At 43.5% G+C, this 23,495-nt stretch carries 24 protein-coding genes; 20 read left to right on the top strand and 4 right to left on the bottom strand.

The window, feature by feature from the left end:
* Positions 1-33: 33 nt before the first annotated feature.
* The 3 genes from KQI64_RS08395 to KQI64_RS08385 are packed head-to-tail and all read right to left on the bottom strand — an operon-like array spanning position 34 to position 1,569.
* Complete coding sequence (locus KQI64_RS08395) at positions 34-804, bottom strand: metallophosphoesterase family protein (protein ID WP_216524241.1); 771 nt, start codon at positions 802-804, stop codon at positions 34-36.
* Positions 801-1,001 carry a hypothetical protein gene (locus KQI64_RS08390; RefSeq protein ID WP_216524240.1) on the bottom strand — a complete coding sequence of 67 codons (201 nt, stop codon included), beginning with the start codon at positions 999-1,001 and terminating at the stop codon, positions 801-803. Before KQI64_RS08390 ends, KQI64_RS08395 begins: the two co-directional genes overlap by 4 nt.
* Complete coding sequence (locus tag KQI64_RS08385; protein WP_216524239.1) at positions 982-1,569, bottom strand: metallophosphoesterase family protein; 588 nt, start codon at positions 1,567-1,569, stop codon at positions 982-984. Before KQI64_RS08385 ends, KQI64_RS08390 begins: the two co-directional genes overlap by 20 nt.
* Before the next feature lie 180 nt (positions 1,570-1,749).
* Between KQI64_RS08385 and KQI64_RS08380 the strand changes: the two genes are divergently transcribed.
* The 13 genes from KQI64_RS08380 to KQI64_RS08325 all read left to right on the top strand — a co-directional run bounded on the left by KQI64_RS08380 (position 1,750) and on the right by KQI64_RS08325 (position 11,191).
* Positions 1,750-2,523, top strand: a complete 774-nt coding sequence (locus tag KQI64_RS08380) for a tyrosine-type recombinase/integrase (RefSeq protein WP_216524238.1) — start codon at positions 1,750-1,752, stop codon at positions 2,521-2,523.
* Positions 2,520-2,618, top strand: a complete 99-nt coding sequence (locus KQI64_RS10640) for a DUF6809 family protein (RefSeq protein ID WP_330623077.1) — start codon at positions 2,520-2,522, stop codon at positions 2,616-2,618. Before KQI64_RS08380 ends, KQI64_RS10640 begins: the two co-directional genes overlap by 4 nt.
* A 400-nt stretch (positions 2,619-3,018) precedes the next feature.
* The gene (locus tag KQI64_RS08375; RefSeq protein WP_316620758.1) at positions 3,019-3,396 is read left to right on the top strand and encodes an inorganic pyrophosphatase; all 378 of its coding nucleotides are present in this window, start codon (positions 3,019-3,021) and stop codon (positions 3,394-3,396) included.
* A 13-nt stretch (positions 3,397-3,409) separates the two neighbouring features.
* A complete protein-coding gene (aac(6'), locus tag KQI64_RS08370) occupies positions 3,410-3,853 on the top strand; it encodes an aminoglycoside 6'-N-acetyltransferase (RefSeq protein WP_216524237.1) in 444 nt (147 codons plus the stop codon).
* A 19-nt stretch (positions 3,854-3,872) separates the two neighbouring features.
* Complete coding sequence (locus tag KQI64_RS08365; RefSeq protein ID WP_216524236.1) at positions 3,873-4,256, top strand: VOC family protein; 384 nt, start codon at positions 3,873-3,875, stop codon at positions 4,254-4,256.
* Between the two features lie 74 nt (positions 4,257-4,330).
* A complete protein-coding gene (locus tag KQI64_RS08360) occupies positions 4,331-4,858 on the top strand; it encodes an NUDIX hydrolase (RefSeq protein ID WP_216524235.1) in 528 nt (175 codons plus the stop codon).
* Between the two features lie 138 nt (positions 4,859-4,996).
* On the top strand, positions 4,997-5,464 hold the full coding sequence (locus KQI64_RS08355) for a GNAT family N-acetyltransferase (RefSeq protein ID WP_216524234.1): 468 nt from the start codon (positions 4,997-4,999) through the stop codon (positions 5,462-5,464).
* A 220-nt stretch (positions 5,465-5,684) separates the two neighbouring features.
* Positions 5,685-6,374: a GNAT family N-acetyltransferase gene (locus tag KQI64_RS08350; protein WP_330623075.1), complete on the top strand. Its 690-nt coding sequence runs from the start codon at positions 5,685-5,687 to the stop codon at positions 6,372-6,374.
* Positions 6,367-6,759: a cytidine deaminase family protein gene (locus KQI64_RS08345; RefSeq protein WP_216524232.1), complete on the top strand. Its 393-nt coding sequence runs from the start codon at positions 6,367-6,369 to the stop codon at positions 6,757-6,759. The genes KQI64_RS08350 and KQI64_RS08345 overlap by 8 nt, the downstream gene beginning before the upstream one ends.
* Before the next feature lie 14 nt (positions 6,760-6,773).
* A complete protein-coding gene (locus KQI64_RS08340) occupies positions 6,774-7,706 on the top strand; it encodes a S66 peptidase family protein (RefSeq protein WP_253289237.1) in 933 nt (310 codons plus the stop codon).
* Between the two features lie 264 nt (positions 7,707-7,970).
* Positions 7,971-8,444, top strand: a complete 474-nt coding sequence (locus tag KQI64_RS08335) for a lectin like domain-containing protein (protein ID WP_216524231.1) — start codon at positions 7,971-7,973, stop codon at positions 8,442-8,444.
* An 894-nt stretch (positions 8,445-9,338) separates the two neighbouring features.
* Positions 9,339-9,881: an RNA polymerase sigma factor gene (locus tag KQI64_RS08330; protein WP_216524230.1), complete on the top strand. Its 543-nt coding sequence runs from the start codon at positions 9,339-9,341 to the stop codon at positions 9,879-9,881.
* On the top strand, positions 9,878-11,191 hold the full coding sequence (locus KQI64_RS08325; protein ID WP_216524229.1) for a hypothetical protein: 1,314 nt from the start codon (positions 9,878-9,880) through the stop codon (positions 11,189-11,191). The genes KQI64_RS08330 and KQI64_RS08325 overlap by 4 nt, the downstream gene beginning before the upstream one ends.
* A 443-nt stretch (positions 11,192-11,634) precedes the next feature.
* On the opposite strand, the gene KQI64_RS08320 is transcribed toward KQI64_RS08325, so the two are convergent.
* On the bottom strand, positions 11,635-12,399 hold the full coding sequence (locus tag KQI64_RS08320; RefSeq protein ID WP_216524228.1) for a hypothetical protein: 765 nt from the start codon (positions 12,397-12,399) through the stop codon (positions 11,635-11,637).
* A 276-nt stretch (positions 12,400-12,675) separates the two neighbouring features.
* Here KQI64_RS08320 and KQI64_RS08315 point away from each other — a divergent pair, with 276 nt between their 5' ends.
* The 7 genes from KQI64_RS08315 to KQI64_RS08285 all read left to right on the top strand — a co-directional run.
* Positions 12,676-12,864, top strand: a complete 189-nt coding sequence (locus KQI64_RS08315) for a helix-turn-helix domain-containing protein (RefSeq protein WP_216524227.1) — start codon at positions 12,676-12,678, stop codon at positions 12,862-12,864.
* 31 nt (positions 12,865-12,895) lie between these two features.
* Complete coding sequence (locus KQI64_RS08310; protein ID WP_216524226.1) at positions 12,896-13,255, top strand: helix-turn-helix domain-containing protein; 360 nt, start codon at positions 12,896-12,898, stop codon at positions 13,253-13,255.
* A 350-nt stretch (positions 13,256-13,605) separates the two neighbouring features.
* The gene (locus KQI64_RS08305) at positions 13,606-13,956 is read left to right on the top strand and encodes a hypothetical protein (protein WP_216524225.1); all 351 of its coding nucleotides are present in this window, start codon (positions 13,606-13,608) and stop codon (positions 13,954-13,956) included.
* 60 nt (positions 13,957-14,016) lie between these two features.
* On the top strand, positions 14,017-15,234 hold the full coding sequence (locus KQI64_RS08300; RefSeq protein ID WP_216524224.1) for a site-specific integrase: 1,218 nt from the start codon (positions 14,017-14,019) through the stop codon (positions 15,232-15,234).
* Positions 15,235-15,337: 103 nt separating this feature from the next.
* The gene (locus KQI64_RS08295) at positions 15,338-17,896 is read left to right on the top strand and encodes an AAA family ATPase (protein ID WP_216524223.1); all 2,559 of its coding nucleotides are present in this window, start codon (positions 15,338-15,340) and stop codon (positions 17,894-17,896) included.
* A 185-nt stretch (positions 17,897-18,081) separates the two neighbouring features.
* Entirely contained in the window at positions 18,082-20,910 is a 2,829-nt protein-coding gene (locus tag KQI64_RS08290) for an SNF2-related protein (RefSeq protein WP_216524222.1), read from the top strand.
* Positions 20,911-20,922: 12 nt separating this feature from the next.
* A partial coding sequence (locus KQI64_RS08285; protein ID WP_216524221.1) for a DNA methyltransferase occupies positions 20,923-23,495 on the top strand: 2,573 nt, incomplete at its 3' end.

Raw genomic sequence — 23,495 nt, 5'->3', positions numbered from 1 at the left:
GCTGTTTTGCGTTATTCGCTGTAGCGGTTCACTTTATTGTATCCTAACAATCTGGTCGTAGAGCAAGATAAACTTGCCCATGATTTTTCTGTCATCGTGATAGTGACCGAAAAACCAGTTTTTGAATTTCAGTCGCTGCGCCAAGTCCTCGAAATACATTGTCAGCTTATCGGGTTTCGTATATCCACCCATGAGCCAAGAAACGATTGACTGCGGTGCGCAGTGGGAGAGAACGTAGTCAACCTCAAAATTCACTTTTTCAAGGTTTCGTTCGGCGTTTTGGATTTCCTCGTCAGAAGGCAGCTCCTCTGCCCACCACGAAACATGGTTGATTCGGAAAATCTTGCGCTGCTTTCTCCATTTGCGGACGGTTTCTTTAAACTCTTCCTGCGTGTCAAAATCCTCCCACGAGAGAATACCGTCGTCGATATCGTGCGACCTTGCGCCGCCGAAGGCAAGAAATTTCTTTCCTTCAAAATCATAGATTTCTCCGCGCATGAGGTGATAAACGCTGTTGTTGATTTTATGCGCTTTTCCGCCGTGAAAATCCACAACCTCAAATTCGCTGTTCAGACGGTCGAAATTTTCGTGATTGCCGTCGACAAAGACGGTCGTAAAGGGCTTTTCGTCAAGCCAGTTCAGCCAGTAGGCTTCCGAATTGCTCACTCCGTCTGCGTTCCAGACCGCGCCGAAATCACCGCAGATAATCACAATATCGTCCTTTGTCATTTCGCGCTGTTCGGGAAATGCAGACGTCGAAAGCTTCTGAAACTCGCTGTGGCAATCGCCTGTTACAAAAATCATACCATTGTCACTCCCAACTTTTTGGCGTCTTCGATATCCTGCTGTGTGTAAGGAAACGGCAAATCTCTGCAGGCAACTGTGGCTTCAAGAAAACGGACGCAAGCTTCTTCCACGGTCAATCCGTTACGCTCACAAATTACCTTTGCCTGTTCATAAACATCAGTCGGGATACTGAATTCAATGATTGTCTTGCTCATTTGTTGTGTTCTCCCTGTCTTGCTTTTCTATATCTGCCCGGAGCAATTCCTCCAGTGTTCTCGGTGTATAGTTCATATAATCCATCATGCAGCCGACGTTTATGATTTGCGCGGAAATATCCATCCGCCGTAGCTCCTGTCTCCATTTTTCGATGAGCTTCCATTCGCGGGTATTGTGTACATGACCATAGAGCATTACCGCGCCGTAGTGCTGCCTGTTATAGAACATCATCGGGTAGTGGCTCATCACAACAAAGTATTCGCCGTCTGTGATTTCAGCGTAATTCTGAATTGATTCCCATTCCTGCCCCAAACGACCTTTGACGCGGTCGTGATTTCCCTTAATCAAATGTTTGCGACCCTTCAATTGACGGAGTATTTCAAGGCTACGTTCTTCGCCCTTGAAAAATGCATCGCCGAGAACATACACGGTATCTTTGTCGGAAATACGTGCATTCCAATTATTTATCAGTACCTCATCCATTTGTGTGATAGTATCAAACGGGCGATTGTCGTATCGAATCACGTTGTTATGCTCAAAGTGCATATCGGAAATATAATAAATCATTTCTACCTCAAAAATAACACAAATTCACCTGTGGTTATACTGCATTATACTCAGTTTTGAGTGGTTGTCAAGTGATTATATAAAATAAAATAATTTGCGACGCCAATCAAAAAAATCCGATTATCTCTGGACTTTTTCGATTCCTGTGGTATGCTGTTTGGCTTGACAGGAGGCGGTCCAATGGCACTGAAAAAGCTTCTGAACAAAGGAACAGTTTATAAGCGCAAAGACAATCGTTGGGGCGGTATGGTGAGTTATCACGATGAGCAGGGTGTGTACAGAAGAAAATGCTTTTGCGCGCCGACGAAGAAAGCTGTACTAAAAAAGATCAGTGACTATATCGAGGTTTTCAAAAAAGAGGTCGCTGAAGCGGATGAAGCGAATAAGCCGCTGAGAAAAAGTATGCAGAAATGGCTGGAGGTGTTTCAGTACGGTTCGGTTGAGAGAGTGACTTACGACAGAAAAGAAGACTGCGCGAAGCGTTATATCTACCCGAGAATCGGTGATATGATCATATCAGAGATCAACTCCGCGGACTTGAACGGAATCCTTACGCAAATGATGAATGAGGGCTATGCGCATTCGACTGTCAAGCACGTCTATAGCCTGCTCAATGAATACTTCCGCTATCTTTGCTATGAAGAGTACATTCCGAAAAATCCGATGGCATATGTCCGTATGATCAAAAAAGCGAATTTCTTCGCGGCGCAGAACAAAGAAAACCTTGCTCAGAGCGACGCCGTCACTGTTTTGACCGATGAAGAAATACTTCGCTTGAGGGAAACGGTATTTACAAGGAATAAGAAGGGTGCTTTGAAGCATCACCAAGCGGCAGCATATCTGCTGATGCTCAACACCGGATTGAGAACGGGCGAAGTCCTCGGTTTGATCAACAGCGACATCAATTTGGAGAAAGCGAGATCGAGCTGTTCGGAAAATTCAAAGACGCAGTGACAGAGCTGAATTGTCTGAACGAATGCGAAGGCTTTATCAGCGGCTTTCGATTGGGCGTAAGACTGATGGTGGAAGCACTGCACACCGATGAATAAAAAAATCGCAGCCCTGGAAAATAGGGCTGCAACTCTTTTGGCTTTTTTCAGTGTAATTGGTTTTCTCGAGCGTGTTTCGCCGTGTGTCGCCCTGTGTGCGATTTGTTGGAGAAAGTAGGGTGAGTACCCGATCAAGGTCGTTTGCGCGGTGTCGGCGATTTTTGACCACGTCTCATTTTTTGCGACGCTTATTCAAAGAATACCGTTTTTCAAATTCCAACGCTTTGCCATATGAGCGAGATTTTTTCTTGACAACCATATTTGCAGATCATCGGCTTGTCGTGCCACTTGCTGGCGGTGTCGAAAAACTGATTTGGTTTGCCTTGCGCTCCGTATGAATCAGTGGTAAAATATTGATGATATAATAAGAACAAGAGCGAGCCATAAAGGAGTTATGCGAATGAAAACACTGTATGTTTCCGATCTTGACGGCACATTGCTCAGAAGCGATCACATCATCGGTTCATTTGTCACCGTGACGGTCGATCGCCCGATGGGCAGTATTCACCCGAAGCATCATGATATTTTCTATCCGATCAACTACGGTTATGTTGAGGGCGTCAAGGCTGCCGACGGCGAATGGCAGGACGCGTACATTCTCGGCGTAAACGAGCCGGTCAAAAGCTTTAGCGGTAAGGTCGTTGCGGTCATTCACCGACTTGACGACGTGGAAGACAAGTGGGTCGTATGCCCTGAAAACGTGTCATTTAGCAAGAAAGAGATTGCCGATAAAACGGATTTTCAGGAGAAGTTTTTTAAGACCGAAATCATCATTTGATATGAGGAGCAATATGGAGATTCAATTCAAAAAAGCTGCCGCCGAAAATGTTTATGATATTGCGGCATTGGCGGCAAAAATGTGGACAAGCCACACGGTTGAGGAGCTTGCGGAGGGCTTTGCCGCGGCGATAAACAATCCCGACTGCGCGGTGTTTCTTATGACGGACGGCGACAAGACTGTCGGATTTGCTCAGTGCGGATTGCGGCACGATTATGTGGAAGGAACGTCCCGAAGTCCTGTCGGCTATTTGGAAGGAATATTTATTGAAGAATCCTACCGCAAACAGGGCTGCGCAAAACAGCTCTTGGCTTGTTGTGAACAGTGGGCAAAAGAAAAATCCTGCACGGAATTTGCAAGCGACTGCGAGCTTGACAATGAGATCAGCCGACAATTTCACTTCGGTACAGGCTTTCGGGAAGCAAACAGGATTATCTGTTTTGTGAAGAAGATATAAAACAATATGAGGTCTGAAAATGAAAATCGAACACATAGCGATGTATGTAAATGATTTGGAAGCGGCAAGGGATTTCTTTGTCACTTATCTGAGCGGAAAAGCAAACGAGCTGTATCACAATCAAAACACGGGTTTTCGTTCGTATTTCATCTCCTTTGACGGTGGCGCAAGGCTGGAAATCATGAATAAGCCGGAAACGTCAGACCCGGCAAAGGACGTTGACCGCACCGGATACGCTCACGTTGCCTTCAGCGTGGGAAGCGCGGAGAAGGTCGATGAATTAACAGCCCTGCTGAAAGCCGACGGGTACGAAGTGTTGAGCAGACCGCGTACAACCGGCGACGGATATTACGAGAGCTGTATCATCGCTGTCGAGGGAAATCAGATAGAGATCACGGTCTGAAAAGAGGAAATTTCAAATGATAAAAACGGAGTCATCAGAAATTCTTACGGAAAGCTGATTTAGGAGTAACGGATATGGAATTATGGGATTTATACGACAAAGACGGCAAGCGAACGGGAGAGGTCTGGGAACGGCGCCACGGCAATTACATGGATATCCCCGACGGGCGTTACCATCTGGTGAGTGATATTTTGGTGCAGCACCGCGACGGCACTTATCTGTTGACAAAACGGCACCCCGGCAAGGACATTTATCCGGGCTATTGGGAGGCGAGCGCCGGCGGTTCCGCTCAGCTCGGCGAAGGTCCCGAGGAGTGCGCCAAACGAGAGCTGTTTGAAGAAACGGGTATTTTGTGCGAGAGCTTTGAGCTTGTCAAAATCACCTTAAGCACACGCAGTCCAAGTCTGATCTATTCCTATCTCGCAAAGGTCGACTGCGATAAGGACGCGATCGTTCTTCAGGAAGGCGAAACGACCGAATACAAATGGGTCGACGCAGCCGGACTGCTCGAATACGCGGAATCGGAGCTTGCGATAAAATCAAGCGCTGAGCGATACAGGGAATACTATGACAAGGTGCGGGAGCAGATTAATAAACAGTAAAGTGAATCGGAAAAAGGAGTCGAATTTCGCCTGATATGAGAAAACAGTTTAATGACAATTTAAGGTGGATGGATGTTTTTCTGCTCATTCCGTATGCTACAATAATAACAGATGATTTAACAGAATTGAGGAAAGAAAATGATTATCAGAAGATTTCGTGAAGACGACGCCGAAAAGGTTTCGGCATTGATTATACATACCCTGAAAACCTCCAACAGCAAGGACTATTCCGCCGAGGCTGTCAATGCATGGGAAAAGAAAATGCAGCCTGCCGGTGTGTCGGAGCGTGCAAGCTGGACGCATTTCTATGTCGCTGAGGAATGCGATACCATCATCGGCTGCGGCGCGATCGGGCCTTATTGGGGCAGCGAAACGGAGAGCAGCCTGTTTACCATCTTTGTCCTGCCCGAATGTCAGGGAAAAGGAATTGGCAGAAAAATCATTGAAACGCTTGAACAGGACGAGTATTTTTTCCGCGCAAAGCGCGTCGAGGTTCCTGCTTCGATCACAGGTGTCGGATTTTACAGAAAGCTCGGCTATGAATACAAAAACGGCATTGACCGCCCCGATGAGGAGAGGTTATTCCGTTTGGAGAAGTTCAGATAAGTCAGCAGATGCGAGTTATCACATTTGAATCAGCAATGCATCAAGCAGCGCTGCCCGTTCTGTGGAGAAAAAGTTGAGTGAACAGAAAAAAGCTACACTGACCTTGAGCTAAAAAGGATTGACGAAAATGACTAATAACGAGATAATGGAAATCGCCTTGCGGCAGTCGGCATATGACTGCAATTGTAATGCGGAAGATTTTTTGTCGGAGCGGAATCTTGTGACGATTTCTAAAATAAATACACAAGCGAGAAAATACCTTCCTTTGCCATTGGAATGCGACCTTGTTTCTTACGGCAGCAACATTGTGGCACAGGTTAGTGAAAGGGCTAAATCTGCGGTAACGGAGTACATTGGCAAATATCCCGCTTATTGCTGCTTTGAAACGCCTAACATCAACGCGCTGAACGACTTGCTCGCGCCGTTTGATTTGAAGGTCTGCTTTATGGCTGAGTATTTCCTGCCCGATGTTACCAAGCTCAAAGAGCCGGACTGCGGCTTTGAGCTGCGCGTTTTACAGCAAGCGGATTTAGAAAATCTGTATTCGGAGCAATGGGAGCATTGCCTGACCTTTGACAACAGAGAAAGAGATGTTTTGGCAGTAGGCGCGTATGATGATAGTGAATTGATCGGGCTTGCGGGCTGTTCCGCCGACTGTGAAACGATGTACCAGATAGGCGTTGACGTGCTGCCCGCATACAGAAGAAAGGGCGTCGCCACCGCCGTGACAAGCAAACTGGCGCTTGAAATATTAAAGCTCGGCAAGGTGCCGTTTTACTGCGCCGCGTGGTCGAATATCAAATCTGTCCGCAACGCGATCAAGTGCGGTTTTCGCCCCGCGTGGGTCGAGCTGACAGCAAGGGACACCGAATTTGTTGATAAGATGATCTTAGGAGAAGATAATGGATAAAATTTGGACTGAAATGCTTGAGGCGGCAAAAGCCGTTCTGAATGAACGAAGGCTATCAGAGTATGTCACCTGCGGTGAGGTCGCCGCAGCAATTCTGTCAAAATCGGGAAAAATCTATACAGGCGTATGCATCGATACATGTTCAACGCTCGGTATCTGTGCGGAGAGAAACGCTGTTTTCAATATGATTACCAACGGCGAACAGGAAATCGACAAGGTCATTTGTGTTATGAGTGACGGCGCTAACGGCGCACCGTGCGGAGCCTGCCGCGAGCTGATGGTGCAACTGATGCCCGAAACATACAATGACATTGAAATCATGGTCGATTATCAAGCGAAAAGAATTGTAAAGCTCGGAGACATCACGCCGGAATGGTGGATATAATTAGAGGTGTGGATATGATGCTTGCTCAAAAACTGAAACAAGGCGATGAAATCAGAGTCATCGCGCCGTCGCGCAGCTTAGCTGCCGTATGGGTTGAAAAGTACGAAAAGGCGTTGGCTTATCTTGAAAATCAAGGCTTCAAGGTGACATTTTCAAAGCACAGCCAAGAAATGGATGAATGGTATTCATCGAGCATTCAATCCAGAGTGGATGATATTCACGAGGCGTTTCTCGACGACAATGTAAAGGCGGTATTGACGGCGATCGGCGGCTTCAATGTCAATCAGATATTGGAGCATATTGATTATGAAATCATCAAACAGCACCCGAAAATCCTCTGCGGGTATTCGGATATCACCGCGCTGCTTCACGCCGTTTATGCCAAGACAGGGCTTGTTACGTACCACGGCGCGCATTTCAGTACCTTCGGCTTTGACGAGGAAGCCGAATACACGCAAAGGGCTTTCTTTGGCTGCGTGATGAATGACGAAATTCTCACGATAAAACCTTCTCAAACCGCAAAGGAGTATACTGTCATTCAGCAAGGCTTCTGCGAGGGAACCGTCATCGGCGGCAACCTATGCACGCTCAATCTGCTTCAGGGAACGCAGTTTATGCCGAAGACTGACGACGCCGTGCTGTTCCTCGAGGACGACAATATCATGGGCGATTATTTTGTCTATGAATTTGACCGCAATCTCCAGTCGCTTTTGCAGGCATACGGCAAGGAAAACATCAGGGGCATTGTGTTCGGCAGATTTGATGACAGCTGCAAAATGAGCGCCGACGTCATCCGAAAGATTATTGCCGAAAAGCTGCCGAAGGATATTCCCGTTCTGTTCGGCGTTGATTTCGGGCACGTTTTCCCGATGATCACCTTCCCGATCGGCGGAAGGGTCAGCATCAACGCAATCAAAAATCCTGTGATAGAAATCACTCATCACTAAATCGACCACTGCAACAGTGTGTTGCAATCAACAACAGCAGCCTTCGCAACGAAAGCGGAAGCTGCTGTTTTTGTTATTCGCCTTAAAATTATTATTTTTTGCGACGCTAATCAAAGAAAATCCGATTTTCTCTGGACTTTTCTTTTTTTGTGGTATACTGTTCCGCTTGACAGGAGGGGTGTCCGGTGGCACTGAAAAAGCCGGTGAATAAGGGAACGGTTTATCAATGCAATGACAATCGCTGTGGCGGAGCGGTGAGTTATCATGCCTGATACGGAGGTCGAATATGAGATATACGGCGATGTTGACGATACCCCTTCTTCCGGCAGGCTTCTGGAAAAGGGAGAAAACCGGCACACCTTTGCGGGCTACCACAAAATAGATTTGAAAGGAGAATACCCGCTCAAAAAAGGCGAACGGTACTCTGTTGTTCTGACAATGAAGCGTTCCGGGGATGACGGCAGCGTCGTCTACACCGAGACCTTTCCGTATTCAACAAAATTTTCGACGGGGCTCAACGTGAAAGGAATTGTAAATAGGGGAGAAAGTTATCTTTATCATGACGGAAAATGGACGGATATGTCCGAAATGAAGGACAGTCTTATTGAAAGAGCATATAGCCAGCTAAACGAAAAACTTGGATCCAAAGAAACCTTCACTTCCATCTCTCTCGACAGCAAGGACACGTTCACCATCGATAACTACCCGATCAAGGCAATCTTAGCTCCCAACAAGTGATCCATGCAATTTAGGTGAGAGAAAAGCGGATTAATAATAAGCCGGCACTCAGACACGTCGACGTATTACCGCAGTGATAAATGCATTATCATCAATCTCAACAAGGTACAGAGCGTCATCATCAACGGTGATACGCTTTATCAAAAATAATTCTAATAGAGAATATTAACGGATTTCTCGTACAACATCTCCTCCGATAAATACCGCCCGCGATTCTTGCATAAAAGCAAGCCGCGGGCGGTATCTGTTCTTTTCACTGCCAATAGCAACCAAATTGTTTTTTCACACCTGTCGCGCCGTGTGTCGCCCTGTGTGCGATTTGTTGGAGAAAGTAGGGTAAGTACCCGACTGAGGGTGTTTGCGCGGTGTCGGCGATTTTTGACCGCGTCTCATTTTTTGCGACGCAGAATAGCACTGATAAAAATACTATTCCAGTGGGGGAGATACAGATATTTCAGCCCTGTTTCGCCGTGTGTCGCCTTGTGTGCGATTTGTTGAGGGAAGTAGAGTAAGTACCCGACCATGGGCGTTTGCGCGGTGTTGATCCTTTGTCACGATTTTTGAGCGACAACTCGTTTCGCCGGGTTGGCAGTGAGCATATCCGTATTAGCCTATAGCAGTCACACTTTTTACTATACACGTAGTGTATAGTAAAAACCGAGCAACAGGGCTGTTCAAAATTTGCGATACTAATCAAAGATAACCCGAAAAAGATCTGTACAATATGAATGCGATGTCCCCAAAGGCAACGAGTGCGACATGTTAATTAAACTGACTCAAAGCTTGAAAGAAGTTTGAGTCAGGATTTTTTTATTAATTTTGCACCCAAACACTGTTTATCGGTGTTATAATGAATAGAAGCGCTTCAAGAGCACAGAAAAGGGGATGAACTTCATGCGGGACAGGCTTGTGGAAAAGCTGAAAAAACACGACGAAAAAGCGTTGTCGCAGATCATTGAACAGCAGTCGCGGTTTGTGGCTTCCGTTATTTACAACACATCAAAGGGAAGTCTTACAAAGGAAGATATCGAAGAAGTGACCGCCGATGTATTTGTCACGCTATGGAACAACGCGGAAAAGGTGCAGGAGGGCAAGCTGAAGGGTTATCTTTGCAGCATTGCCAAAACGCGCGCATTGAATAAGATAAAGAGCTTAAAGAATACAGCCGTACTCAATATTGACGATTACGATCCCGAGGATAATTTTTCGATTGCGAATGAAACGGAGAAAAAGGATATTCACCGGGAGCTCAGAGAGGTCATAACAGAAATTCCTCTGCCCGACAGAGAGATACTGATTCGATATTATTACTACAATCAGACCGTATCTCAGATCGCGGCGGAAATGTCAATCAACCTCGAAACCGTGAAATCCAAGCTCAGGCGAACGCGCGAAAAAATCAAGACAAAACTGATTGAAAGGAGTTACGCGATATGAAAACAACATTCAAGACAGTTTTCACCGAATTGGACGACGAACTGATGAACCTCGATATTCAGGAGAACGTACCTGTTGATATCGACATCGACAAGATAAAAAGTGAGGTATTGATGCAGATCAACGCAGAGAAAAATACGAAGAAGAAATTCAACAAGAAGTTTATTGTCATTCTCGCGGCAGCGGTAATCCTCGTCGGCGGCACGGTTGGCGCTTTTGCTACGGGCAGCATTCAATCTATTTTCAAGGGATATTTCAAGGGAGCCGATGTCAATGACTTGGGACTTTACGACGGTGGCAACGTTGAGGTGCAGTCCGACGACTACGACGTTAAGCTGCTCGGCGTGATGAGCGACGGAGAGATCGCCTACTCCGCAATGGAGGTTACCAGAAAGGACGGCGGCGACATTGCCGCGGACGGCTGGAATATCAGCAGCGATCTGAGTGCATTGACAAATAATACCTTTGAATTCTCTTTCAACGGCGCAGAGCCGTCTCAGAAAACGGGTGCGATCACCCGCAGCCGCTGCAGCGTTTCAGACGACCGCAAAACCCTGAACGTCTATATCGATTACACACGCGGCGTCAGCATGGAGCAGGAAATGAAAGATTTCCGCGTTACCTATCACAACACGGTTTTGGACGGTTATAAAATCGACAAGATTCTCTATTCAAAGGATCTGCCCGAGGTGCAAACCGGCGACGACGGATTGTCCGATGAGGAGATCGTCAGACAGCAATACGAAGAAGACTTGCTGCTCCAAAAACTGCGCGAGGAAAACGGGCTGACAGAAGACGATTGCGTCTGGCTTCATCACGACGGTAAGCTGGTTTACGTGAAGGGCGAGCAAAAACTGATTGATCTGCCTTTTGATATCAGCTTTGACATTGATACGACCATCAATAACCAGTTCGAGCGCGATATCACCAGTGAAAGCACGCCCCATGTGGTAAAGGACTACGCAAGCAATACAAAGATTACCATTTCTCCTCTCGGCATATCTCTTTCGGGCGAATGCGATCAGAAATATGATAAGCAGATGCAGCCTTGGGGCAGCCGTTGCTTTGAAGTTCCCGACACTGACGGCAATTCAAAGGTAATCATGGACGACGGCAGCGTATATTATATCCTCATCAATGAGGGTGGTGAACGCAGGACTGACGACAGCGGCGTTTTCCACGAAACGACGCATCTCCAGTACTCTGCCACAAAGGAAATGGCTTGGAACCTCGGCAGCAACCGCATCATCATCGACCTTGACAAAGTACAGAGCGTCATCATCAACGGTGATACGCTTTATCAGAAATAATTTCAGTAGAGAATATTAACGGATTTCTCGTATCACATCTCCTCCGATAAATACCGCCCGCGATTCTTGCATAAAAGCAAGCCGCGGGCGGTATCTGTTCTTTTCACTGCCAATAGCAACCAATTTGTTTTTCACACCTATCGCGCCGTGTGACGCCCTGTGTGCGATTTGTTGAGGAAAGTAGGGTAAATACCCGACCAAGGGCGTTTGCGCGGTGTCGGCGATTTTTGAGCACGTCTCATTTTTGCGATACGTGAGCAACAAAGGTTCTGTTAAGAATAGAGGACATTGCTGCTTTTTCAGCCCTGTTTCGCCGTGTGTCGCCCTGTGTGCGATTTGTTAAGGAAAGTAGGGTAAGTACCCGACTGAGGGCGTTTGCGCGGTGTCGGCGATTTTTGAGCACGTCTCATTTTTTGAGACGCTTATTCAAAGAATACACTTTTTTAGCGAACGGCTTTCAGGATTTCCTTTTCAACAGACTCCCACTGATTATCAATAACAAAAGATCGGTGCTCAATACTTTTCAGCATAAGCAAATCATAGTCAAAACGATTTTGCCAAAAGGATATTTCTGTTTCATCGGGCGGCTGCTGACCTCGGTTGAGATGCGCAGTTGTCAGTTGCTTTTTGATGTCCCCGGTTTGAAGATAATACACCGCGTAATCAGTACCGCCCAATGCAGTCAGCAGCATCTGAATGTGACGATGCGCCGATTCTTTTGTAGCGCTGTAGTTTCGGATCATGTCATTGAGCGGATGATGAAGGAGCGAGCCGTCAAAAATGATGATTTCGTTATCGGCAAGATTTGCCGCGAAGTTTTTCCAGACAGCAACATAAGCGTCGGAGTACTTTTCGAGCGCAACAGGATTGCGCGGATTGTAACAGAACTCGCGCTCCATGAACACTGACAACAACGGCTCCTCAAACAGCGGCGTGTCTTCATCAAAGTAGTGGATCAGCCGCGCTTTTCCTGCGTCGATCGTATTGGCTCGTATGGCAGTTTCGTATTCAGGATTCTCAGCGAGGAGCGTTTCGTATTCCTCTGTCGGGTAGTATGCCACACAGTAAAAGTCAATCGGGTTCGTATAATCGAATTCGACATATGCTTTCGCAGAAAGCCCGTTTGTTTGCAAATCCTTGCAAAGCGAGCGTGCCATTGTAGATTTGCCTACGCTCGAAATGCCCTCTAAAAAAATTAGCTTTGCCATCGTATCATCTGCCTCAATAATGGTTCTGATTCTATTCTATAAACAAGCGAATCCTTTGTCAAGAGCTGTCGTTAAAATTCAACTTTGACTATCCTTGACATATCTTCTACATGGTGTTATAATATATATGAAAAGAAGCCAGCGATAGAAAAACTCCAAGGTAGAAAGGAGGCATCAATATCACAACCGAATCAGTTGCTACGAAGCCGTAAGCAGTCAAGAGAGTTCCTTGACTAGCCCGGCTTTTTCTTTTCAAAAAATTCAGGAGGTAAATGAATGTACAAGAGCTATGATGACTTGCCACTGATGATGTCAGTGCAGGACATCGCAGAAGTGCTCGGGATATCAAAATCGAGCGCATATGTGTTGGTAAAAGAAAAAGGTTTTCCAAAAATTAAAATCGGAGCGAGGGTGGTGATTCCAAGGGATAAGTTTCTAGAATGGATTGATAAGAAAACAGCATAAGTAAAGACGGACAGGGTTGGGCGGTGGTAAAATGCCGGAACCCAAAGGAAATTTCTTTCCGATCCCTAATGAAATCTTCAATATGGATCTGACAGCGAGCGAAATTGCTCTCTATGCTTTCCTGATGAGAATGGAGGACAGAAAAACATTTACGTGCTATCCGTCCTTCAAAACTATCGCAGAAGCATTGAAAATGGGCAGCAAAAACACGGTCATGAAATATGTCCGGATGCTCGAAGAAAAAGAGCTGATCGAAACGGAGCACACCGTCGTGGAACACCGCGACGGAACGCTCAAAAATGGTAATCTGATGTATAAAATTTTGCCGATCAAGCAGGCTGTAGATGCCTTTCACAGGCGACAGCTTAACCATTACGGCAGAAGAAAATAGCAGCAAACGATTGTTAGTATTGCACAAGTCGGAAACAGGTCTCAAAATCGGGCGGCAAACAGGAGAAAGCAGCGACGCTTTTGTGAGCGCCGCTGCGGTTCACAGCGGCCGGCAACGCCGACCGCAAGCCGTTTTTGAGGGTTTCCTGTGCAAGATTCTTAGGTTGACACCTGTTTTCGGTTTGGTGTAAAAAATAACGCTATTCTTTTCAGATTTTGCATACCTATCGAAAAAACAGGCGTTTTTTGGTTGATAACCTTGTTGGTGTCGATATTTTAGGAGGGATTGATACGGATTCGGAAAACAAACAAAGGGTAAGTTTATACCTCGATAAGAAAACCATTCAGGTGGTGGATTCGTACATCAAAAAGAACGGACTTCATTCACGGAATGAGTTTTTTGAGAAGGCAGCTGAGAATCTGATCGCCGACGAAGCAATCAAATCAGGCGGCGATGTGATGAGCGAAAAGCTCGCGAAAGCCATCGAAGTAGTCTCGGAAAACAACGCGAAGGCGATCTCAAAAGGTCTGTTTCGTTACGCGGTTCAGCTCGAAATGATGATGCGTTACATCGCGCAGACGCATGAGTTTACCGATGATGAACTGGACGAAATGCGCCGGGAAGCCATCAATAATGTTCGCAGAACGCGCGGTAAAATCAAGCTCGACGATATCGCAAAGGGCTGGTACAACGAAAAATAAGTCTGGATATTCACCAAAACCTGTGGTATATTGTTGAGCTAAAGAAGGGAGTGAACAGCCATGTCACAACGTGAAATACTCACAAACGGCAGCGCGTTTAAGCGCACAGACGATCGCTGGTGCGGCGTTGTTTGGTACAAAGACGAGCACGGCGAACGCAAACGCAAGAGCTTTTCCGGCACCACGAAAGCGGAAGTCAATAAGAAAATGAAAAAGTATATCGTGGAGTTTAACGAAGATAAAAACGATTCTGTAGAATCCTTAAAGACCTTGCAGGAGAGTTTGCAAAACTGGTTGCAGGTGTTCAAGTTCCCGGCAGTCGAGCGTACTACCTACGACAGAGCGGAATCCATCGCCAAAAACCAGATCTATCCTCAACTCGGCAAGAAGATCGTCGGCGATATCACAGCCGCAGATATCAAAAAGCTGCTCAACTATTGGATGACCGAGGACTACGCTTACACGACGGTCAAGAAGGTTTACACGCTCCTCAACGAGTATTTTCGATACCTTTATCAGCAAGAAATCATTAAGAAAAACCCGATGGCAAACGTGGAAATGCTTAAGAAAGCCAACTTTATGTCAGCCCAGGGCAAAGAAAATCTCCCTACGACGGAGACCATCACAGTCTTTTCAGAGGAAGAAATTGAAAAGTTCAAGGCGGAAGCGTTCAGTGTGTTCGGCAACAGCAAACGAAAATATCAGCAGGCGGCAGCGTATATTCTGATGCTGAACACCGGATTGAGAACCGGCGAAGCCCTCGGCTTGCTCAACTCCGACATTGACTTGGAACAAAGAGTCATGCACGTTCAGCGCGGTGTAAAAGAGGTCAGCAAGCGCGACGGCGTCACTGCGGAGAGCGGCAGAGAGGTGACAGTAGGTAAGCTAAAGAGCGCCACGAGCAAGCGCGACGTCCCGCTCAACGACACCGCCATCGAGATGATCAAAGACCTCCGCAAGGAATTTTACTTCGGCGAGGACAGCCCGCTCATCCCGGACGAACACGGAAATGTCACCAGACCTGTCAACTTCCGCAAAAGGTTCTACAGAATTCTCAAGGCAGCCGGCATAGAAACAAAAGGCCTCCACAGCCTGCGACATACCTTCGCTACCCGATTGATCAACGGCACAAAGGATAAAGACGGCAACATCAAGTCGCTCACTCCGCGCCAAGTAGCCGATCTTCTCGGCCACACCACCTCGGAAATTACGGAGCTCTACTACGTCAAGCGCGATATGAAAATGCTTAACGGCATCACGGATGGGTTTGAACTGTAACTATTACGGCTTAATATAACGATTTTGATTGCATATATTAATTACTTGTGATAAAATTAATTAGACCTATATAATACAATGTGAAGCTTAGGAGCAAAAGAATATGGGAGACAATGACAATATAAAAATCGTTATACAAAAATGGTTTAATAATTCTGCTGATTGGCAAAAGGATTTATTTGTAAATTTGTGGAAAGGAAAAGATTATGAATCGTCAAAAAATAGAGCTTTAAGACTATTATTAAAAGAGCATAGTCTTGATAATACTACTTTTGTTCCGGAAAAAACAATGCCTGTAAATTTGGTTTTGGATAAAGAAAGCAACTCCCAAACTCTCCTAAAAATGGTAGGAGAAGTTCATGGGGTTGCTGCGTTAACACCCACCAAACCATTAGAATTCACAGACGGATTAAATGTCATATATGGAGAAAATGGGTGTGGCAAATCATCTTATGTTAGGATTCTTAAGAAAGCAGAAAACCCGAAAAACCCAACCAAAATATATAACAATGTGTTCAAGGAAACATCTGAACCAATAACAGCAACATTAAAGTTTAATACCGATGGAGAAGACCATATTGTACATTGGACGCCAAATAGCCAACAACAATGTGCAATTAGAATCTATGATACACAGGTAGCTCAACAATTTGTAGAATACTCTAATGAGATTGTTTATGAGCCGCTATTACTTCATATCTTTTCTGTTATGGCTCAAATATACGAAGAATTAAAGAGCGATATTTATGATAGGATTGCTGCAACAAAATCTATGTTTTGCCAGATACCAACACAGATTTCTGATTCGCCAATTATACTTCGATATGTCAATTCGAAAAAAGTTGATGAATTACAGGCAATTAAAGAAGATAATCAATTTGATGAAAGTTTACAAAAAGAACTGGAGCAGATTAACAGTAACTTTTCTGAAGCAAATCCACAAAAGACTATTACTGTTCTTAATACTCAGCGTCGTATTTTAGATGACTATAAACGCGAAATTGTTAGAATAAGCAAATATTTGGATGATTCAAATATTGCTAAATTCATTCATTCCAGGAATCTGGAAATCGAAGCAAAAAAGAAATTGGATGATTTTATAGTTGCACAAAGGCAAGTGTCGAGATTACCAGGCTTCGGAATGGATTTATGGAAACAAATGTGGGAAAGTTCTTTAGCGTATAAAGAATCTATCAAAGCATCAGATGATATCTGTATTTTGTGTCAACAGAATCTATCAGAAGAAGCCAAAGAAAGGCAGAAAGATTTTAATAAGTTTTATTCATCAACAATACAAGAAGAATATATTAAAGCTCATAAAAACTTTAAGACTAAGGTAGACCTACTTTCAAAAGAATTGGAAGAAAACTTAAACCTCAATGATATAGAAGATAAATTAGTAGTAAACTCCTTTGAGAAAGAAGTAACTAATGAGATTCTTTCGATTTATAAAAAGTTGTTCCAGCGTGCTATTTGGCTATATGATTATGAAAACAAATCATCAAGTCAACCTCCATTAATTCCTGCGGTTTCTTGCGTAGAAAGTTTTTTTCAAAAAACCTTACAGGAAATTGAGAGTAGGCTTAAATCGCTCACGAGTTTTATTGAAAACACTAATGAACATGAAAACCGAAGGAAACAAATAGAATCAATAAAATGGATTTTTGAACATAAGAGTGATATCGATACTAGAATAAATGTGGTTAATTATGAGGGTTGTTTATCTTGTCTAAAGTCAAATTCACTTACTAAAACAAAGAATACCTTATCAGAAAAAATGATTACAGATGTTTATATCAGTAAATTTAATTCAGAGTTGTCTTATTTAAACCCCTCGCACTCAATAAAGGTTGAATTGGTTTCAGATGGAAAAAAAGGAAAGACTTCGCATCATATTTCTATCAAGAATTCAAAGAAGAATAAGGTGAATGAGATTTTAAGTGAAGGAGAGTATAGGGTAGTATCATTAGCAGCTTTTTTAGCAGATTTAAATTCATGGAATCGTACTCAGGCGTTTATCTTTGATGATCCAATTACTAGTTTGGATCACATTTATGAAGATAAAGTTGCAACAAGACTTGCCAACCTATCAACAGAGAGACAAGTAGTTGTCTTTACCCATAGACTTGCTTTTGCCGAAAGCTTGAGCATTCATCTTTCGGAATTGAAGTCTTCCAACAACTCGGCTAAAATAAACTATATTGAATTAAGAAGAAATCCTCTTGGCGAACCGATGCTTGGCGGTGAATACAATAAACATAATTTCAAGAGATACTTAAATGCAGTATTGAACGATGACATTCCAAAGCTGAAAAAATTATTTGGTAATGGAGAATATGATTTATATGAAGACAAACTTATTGCTGCTTGTAGTAAACTCAGAACAGTAATCGAGAGAGGACTTGAAACAGAACTGTTAAGTGGTTTGGTTACAAGATATAATAGAAATATCTGTAGTCAAAAAGTAAGATATTTGAACGCCATTGAAAAATCGGATGTGGATTTCTTTGACAAGATGATGTCAAAATACTCTTGCTTCGAACATTCTCAGCCGACAGAGAAAACAATTCCATTACCAGATTTAGCTGATTTTGAAAAAGATATTAAGTGCCTTTTGGATTGGAATGATAGTTTTTCGAAGAAAAAGAAAAAATACAATTAAACATTACGGATGGGTTTGAGTTGTAAGAATAACTTCATTTTATACTCCACAACAAAGGATGTTTTCCGTTTAGTTGTGGAGTTTACATTTATTTAATCGATTTTTAATGATTTTGTTGTGGAAAGTTCCAATATATTTTGATATAATGTATAAGTTAAAGTATGCCTTTTTAGGAGGTGTGAGCTTTGATTACTCGGTTCCATGCAAAATACTATGCCTATTTGTTAATCCAACAATCTATCGGCGATCAAATTGACAGTCTCAGTCAATCTCTCCTCAATGCCTCGGTTGATATCAATCCACACCAAATTGAGGCTGCTTTATTTGCCTTTAAATCTCCGCTCTCAAAGGGAATCATGCTTGCCGACGAGGTCGGATTAGGAAAAACTGTTGAAGCGGGATTGGTTATCTGTCAATATTGGGCGACAGGAAAAAGAAAAATCCTCATCATTTGCCCCGCTACACTGAGAAAGCAATGGAGCTTTGAGTTGACAGAAAAGTTTGGCATCGCAAATGAGATACTTGATACCAAAAACTACAATACCTATATTCGTAATGGATTAAATCCATTTGAGCAGAGGAAGGCGATTATTTGTTCCTATAACTTTGCAGCGAGAAAGAAAACAGAAATCCAAGAATATGGCTTTGAGCTTGCAGTAATAGACGAAGCGCATAAGCTCAGAAATGTGTATAAGAAAAACAGCAAGACTTCTCATGCTATAAAAGACGCGCTGTGCAACGTAAAAAAGCTCTTGCTTACCGCGACGCCTTTCCAGAATTCATTGATGGAGCTTTACGGGTTAACCAGCATCATTGACGATAATATTTTTGGTGATGCACGTTCTTTTCGCAGCGAGTATGTTTACGATGAAAACATAACAGATTTGCGTTGCCGCATGAAGCCTTATTATAAAAGGACGTTGCGTAAGGATGTTAAAGAATATATCAATTATACGAAAAGATTGCCGATAACGCAGCAGTTTGATTCCACGGACTTAGAAACGCAGCTTTATAATGAAATATCCGATTTCCTGCGCAGAGAAGACGTCTATTCTGTTCCGACTCAGCAAAGAATGCTGACGACGATGATCATTAGAAAAATATTAGCATCGTCAACTTATGCTTTGATCGGAACACTGACAACCATACGTGAACGGCTGGTATCTCTTTTAGCGAATGAGAACGCAAAAGCACCGCAGATTTCTGATTATATATCGGAAGAGGAAATGGAAATCTTTTCGGAGGACTTTGACGAAGACTACTCAGATAATCAGGAATCGGAGAGCCAAATCGATATAGAGAAACTCAAAACAGAGATTTCGACTATCGAATCCTTTATCGAAACTGCCAAACGCATCAATCACGATTCCAAATCGGAAGCATTGTTGTTGGCTTTGGAAAAATCCTTTTGCGCCTTACCGGCTATCGGAGCAAATAGAAAGGCTTTGATTTTTACTGAATCAACCAGAACGCAGAAATACTTGTTTGACTATCTGTCGAATAACGGATACCGCGGTAAAATAGTCACCTTCAACGGCTCAAATAATACCGAGGAATCAAATCGTATTTATACCGATTGGTGCCGCGAAAACTACGGAAATGGTAAAATAAGCGGTATTAAAGCCGCCGATAAGCGTGCAGCGATCATAGATTATTTTCGTAACCATGCGGAAATTATGATTGCGACGGAAGCGGCGGCGGAAGGCTTGAATTTACAGTTCTGTTCGCTGGTAGTCAACTATGATTTGCCATGGAATCCGCAAAGGATTGAGCAGCGGATCGGTCGCTGCCATCGTTACGGTCAGAAATGCGATGTGGTTGTCGTCAATTTTGTCAACGAGCGCAACTATGCCGACAAGCGTGTTTTTGGTCTGCTGAATGAAAAATTCCATTTATTCAACGATGTATTCGGGGCGTCGGATGACATCTTAGGACACGCTGACGCAATTGATTTTGAAAAACGTATCTGGCAGATTTATCAGGAATGCCGGACGGAAGAAGAAATCAATACGGCGTTTGAAAAGCTCCAAAACGACTTGCAGGAGCAGATAAACGATAAAATAGAAAATACCATCAATGAAGTACTGGAGAACTTTGACATTGATGTTCAGGAAAAGCTGAGGCTTGCCAAGCAGGAAACAAGCGCGTTCCTGAATCGATATGAATTGGCGTTTTGGGAGCTGACCAAATACATATTATCCGATAAAGCTGTTTTTGATAACGAAAAATATTCTTTTGAATTGACTGAACAAATCCCCAATTGTGCAAAGGGCAGATATGAGCTCCTTTCCAAGTTGACCGATGGGATTCCTTATCGCCTGTCATCGCCGTTGGGACAGTATGTCATTCAGCAGGCATTGGCAATTCCCGCAGAAAACGGCGGCATTATTTTCAGAGAAGACCTGTCGCCGATTTCCGTAACGGTTCCCGTATCACTAAGAGGAAAATCCGGATATTTGATTTTAACACAGCTTTGTGTATCGGCGTTTGACGATGAAAACTACTGTCTTTTCACAGCGTTTACCGATGACGGCAGGTTTTTATCGCAGGAGGAATGCGAAAAACTGTTCCTGCTGGGCGGATTGGAAACTCCGATTAACGTAACACCGGCAGTGGAGAAGAAGTTGGCGGCAAATTCGGGTCAGCACATCAAGAGCAAGCTGCAATCCCTGGAAAGCCGCGATCTGGCATTTTTCAAAGAGGAAGAGGAGCGCATTTTCAGGTGGGAAAACGACCTGATCAACTCCATAGAAAAAGAGCTTGATACCGTCAAACGCCAAATCAGGGAGCAGGAACGTCAATCTCGCCAAGCAGAAAATCTGGATGAAAAAACGAAAATTATAAAAAAGATTCAAGAGCTTGAAAGGGCGAAACGAAAGAAGCGCATAGAATTAGCTGACCGTGAGGATGAAGTCAGCGAAAAGCGCAGAACGATGCTGGAAGAGCTTGACAGGCGAAAGGTTCAGCATACACGATCAGATGATATTTTTATCATATCCTGGCAAATTCAGTAAGAGGTGAAAAACATGAGCGAGCAGCTTGACAGATTTATTGATCTGATGAAAGGAATTTTTGAGATAGACAAATCCGATCTGGATTTTGGAATCTATCGTATTATGAATATCCGCAAAAGGGAGATCGAGACCTTTCTGACAGAGGGCTTGCCCAAGCGCGTACAGGAAACGCTTGCACCGTTTGCGGATAACAGCGATGCGATCCGCGAAGAAATGGCGGCGTTGAAAAAGAAGTGCGATGATTTGGGAATGGAGATCGAAAACGTTCCCAAGCTGTACGTACAATTTACTGCCTTGCAGAAAAAGCTGGCGCAGGGTACCGATTTATCCGCTTTGGAAACCGATGTTTATTCTGCGCTGTTCTCGTTCTTCAACCGTTATTATGACGAGGGTGATTTCATCTCCAAGCGCCGCTACAAGGAAGGCGTTTATGCGATCCCGTATGAGGGAGAGGAAGTAAAGCTCTACTGGGCAAATCAGGATCAGTATTATATCAAGACGAGCGAAAACTTTAAGGATTATACCTTTAAGGCAGATGACTATACTGTTCATTTTCGTCTGGCTGACGCCACCACCGAGCAGAACAACAATAAAGAGGCCAAGGACGCCAAGCGCGTCTTTATGCTGTTTCAGGGCAGCGAGGAATACCCCGATCTCAAAACCTTTGAATATGACAGCGAGAGCAAGGAGCTAATCATCCGCTTTGTCTATGACATTCCCGGGGATAAGAAGAATCAGAAGGCTTATGACGAGCTGAATTATAACGCAATCACGGAATATCTTATCAGGGAGCACAAGGAAAAGATAGCGGTTTTGCTGGCGGTTGTGTCTTCGGACAAGAAAAAGCAGACGACGCTGATGCAAAAGCACCTGAACGCCTATGTTGCCAAGAATACCTTTGATTATTTTATCCACAAGGATCTGGGCGGATTCTTGCGCCGTGAATTGGATTTTTATATCAAGAATGAGATCATGCATCTTGACGACCTCGACACCGACAACGAGCGCAGTGTCGAAACCTATCTTGCAAAAATCAAGGCGGTCAAGCGCGTCGGCAATGTGATTATTGACTTTTTGGCGCAGATCGAAAACTTCCAGAAAAAGCTGTGGCTGAAAAAGAAGTTTGTCGTGGAAACAAACTGGTGCATGACGCTGGACAAGGTGGATGAAAAATTCTATCCCGAAATTATAGCCAATCCCGAACAAATTCAGGAATGGGTCGATATGTACGCCGTCGATGAGATCGAGGGCGATTTGACGCATTGCGCTTTCACGAATCCGCCGTCAATGGCGTTTTTGCGCGAGAATCAAAACCTGTTGATCGATACCAAGCATTTCTCCGAGGATTTCAAAAGCCGTCTGGTGGCGAGCATTGATGATTTGGACGAGCAGACGAATGGGTTGATGATAAACGGGGATAATTTTCATGCATTAAAATTGATAAAAGAAAAATACAATAAAAAAATTGATAGTATATACATTGATCCACCATATAATGCTAATTCCAGTGAAATTCTTTACAAGAATACATATAAGCATTCATCGTGGCTATCTTTATTAGACAATAGAATTGAGATTTCTAAAGATTTACTATCTGATAGCGCAGTATTTATCTGTGCGATTGATGAAGTTGAACAAGAGAGACTTGGATTGTTATTTAAAGATAGTTTTTCCAGTGAAACATTTTCTGTAACTTGTGTTACTATTGTTCATAATCCATCTGGACAACAAGGTGATAATTTTTCATCAACAAATGAATATGCCTACTTTATTTATCATTCACCGGGAAGGAGTATTGCAGAACAGCTTCGCGAAAATCCGAAAGAATGGGATCAGCGTGGTCTGAGAGATGTTACTGGTAATGATTCGCTAAGAGAAGCTGGAAAAACTTGTTTTTATCCAATATATATTAAAGACGGAAAAATTATAGGTTTTGGAGATGTTTGTTCTGATGATTTTCATCCCCCAATCAATATTTGTCGAGATGATGGTGTTATTGAAATCTATCCAGTTGATCCAAATGGCATAGAGAGAAAATGGAGATTTGGCAGAGATACTATAACAACAATTCAAGATCAGCTTATTGTCAATTATATTAAGAATAGAAATGTTTGGGATATTCAAAGATTAAAGAAACACTTTAACTATAAAACAGTTTGGCAAGCGCCTAAATACTCTGCTAATAATTATGGTACACAATTGGTAAATCGAATGTTTAAGAAACAACCGTTTTCTTATCCGAAATCTCTATATACAGTTATCGATTGTATTGAAGCTTCACTAAACAAAAAGAATAAAGGAATTGTTTTGGATTATTTTGCTGGATCGGGAACTACTGCTCAAGCTATTAATACATTGAATTTATCTAAAATATCTCTCAAATATATTTTAGTCGAAATGGGATCATATTTTTATACAGCAACCTTACCAAGGGTTAAGAAATCATGTTACCAAATTGAAGAAAAAAACTGGTTAGATGGAAAACCTTTGACCCGTGACACAGGCATTCCACAAATCATCAAATACATGCGCTTGGAAAGCTACGAGGACGCTTTGTCCAATATTGAATTCAACAGCGAAGAAAC

Source organism: Lachnoclostridium sp. MSJ-17 (genome assembly GCF_018918205.1).
Classification (GTDB): Bacteria; Bacillota; Clostridia; order Oscillospirales; family Acutalibacteraceae; genus Ruminococcoides.
The sequence above is the reverse complement of the archived record's forward strand: the minus strand, read 5'-3'. Positions and strand labels throughout refer to the sequence as shown.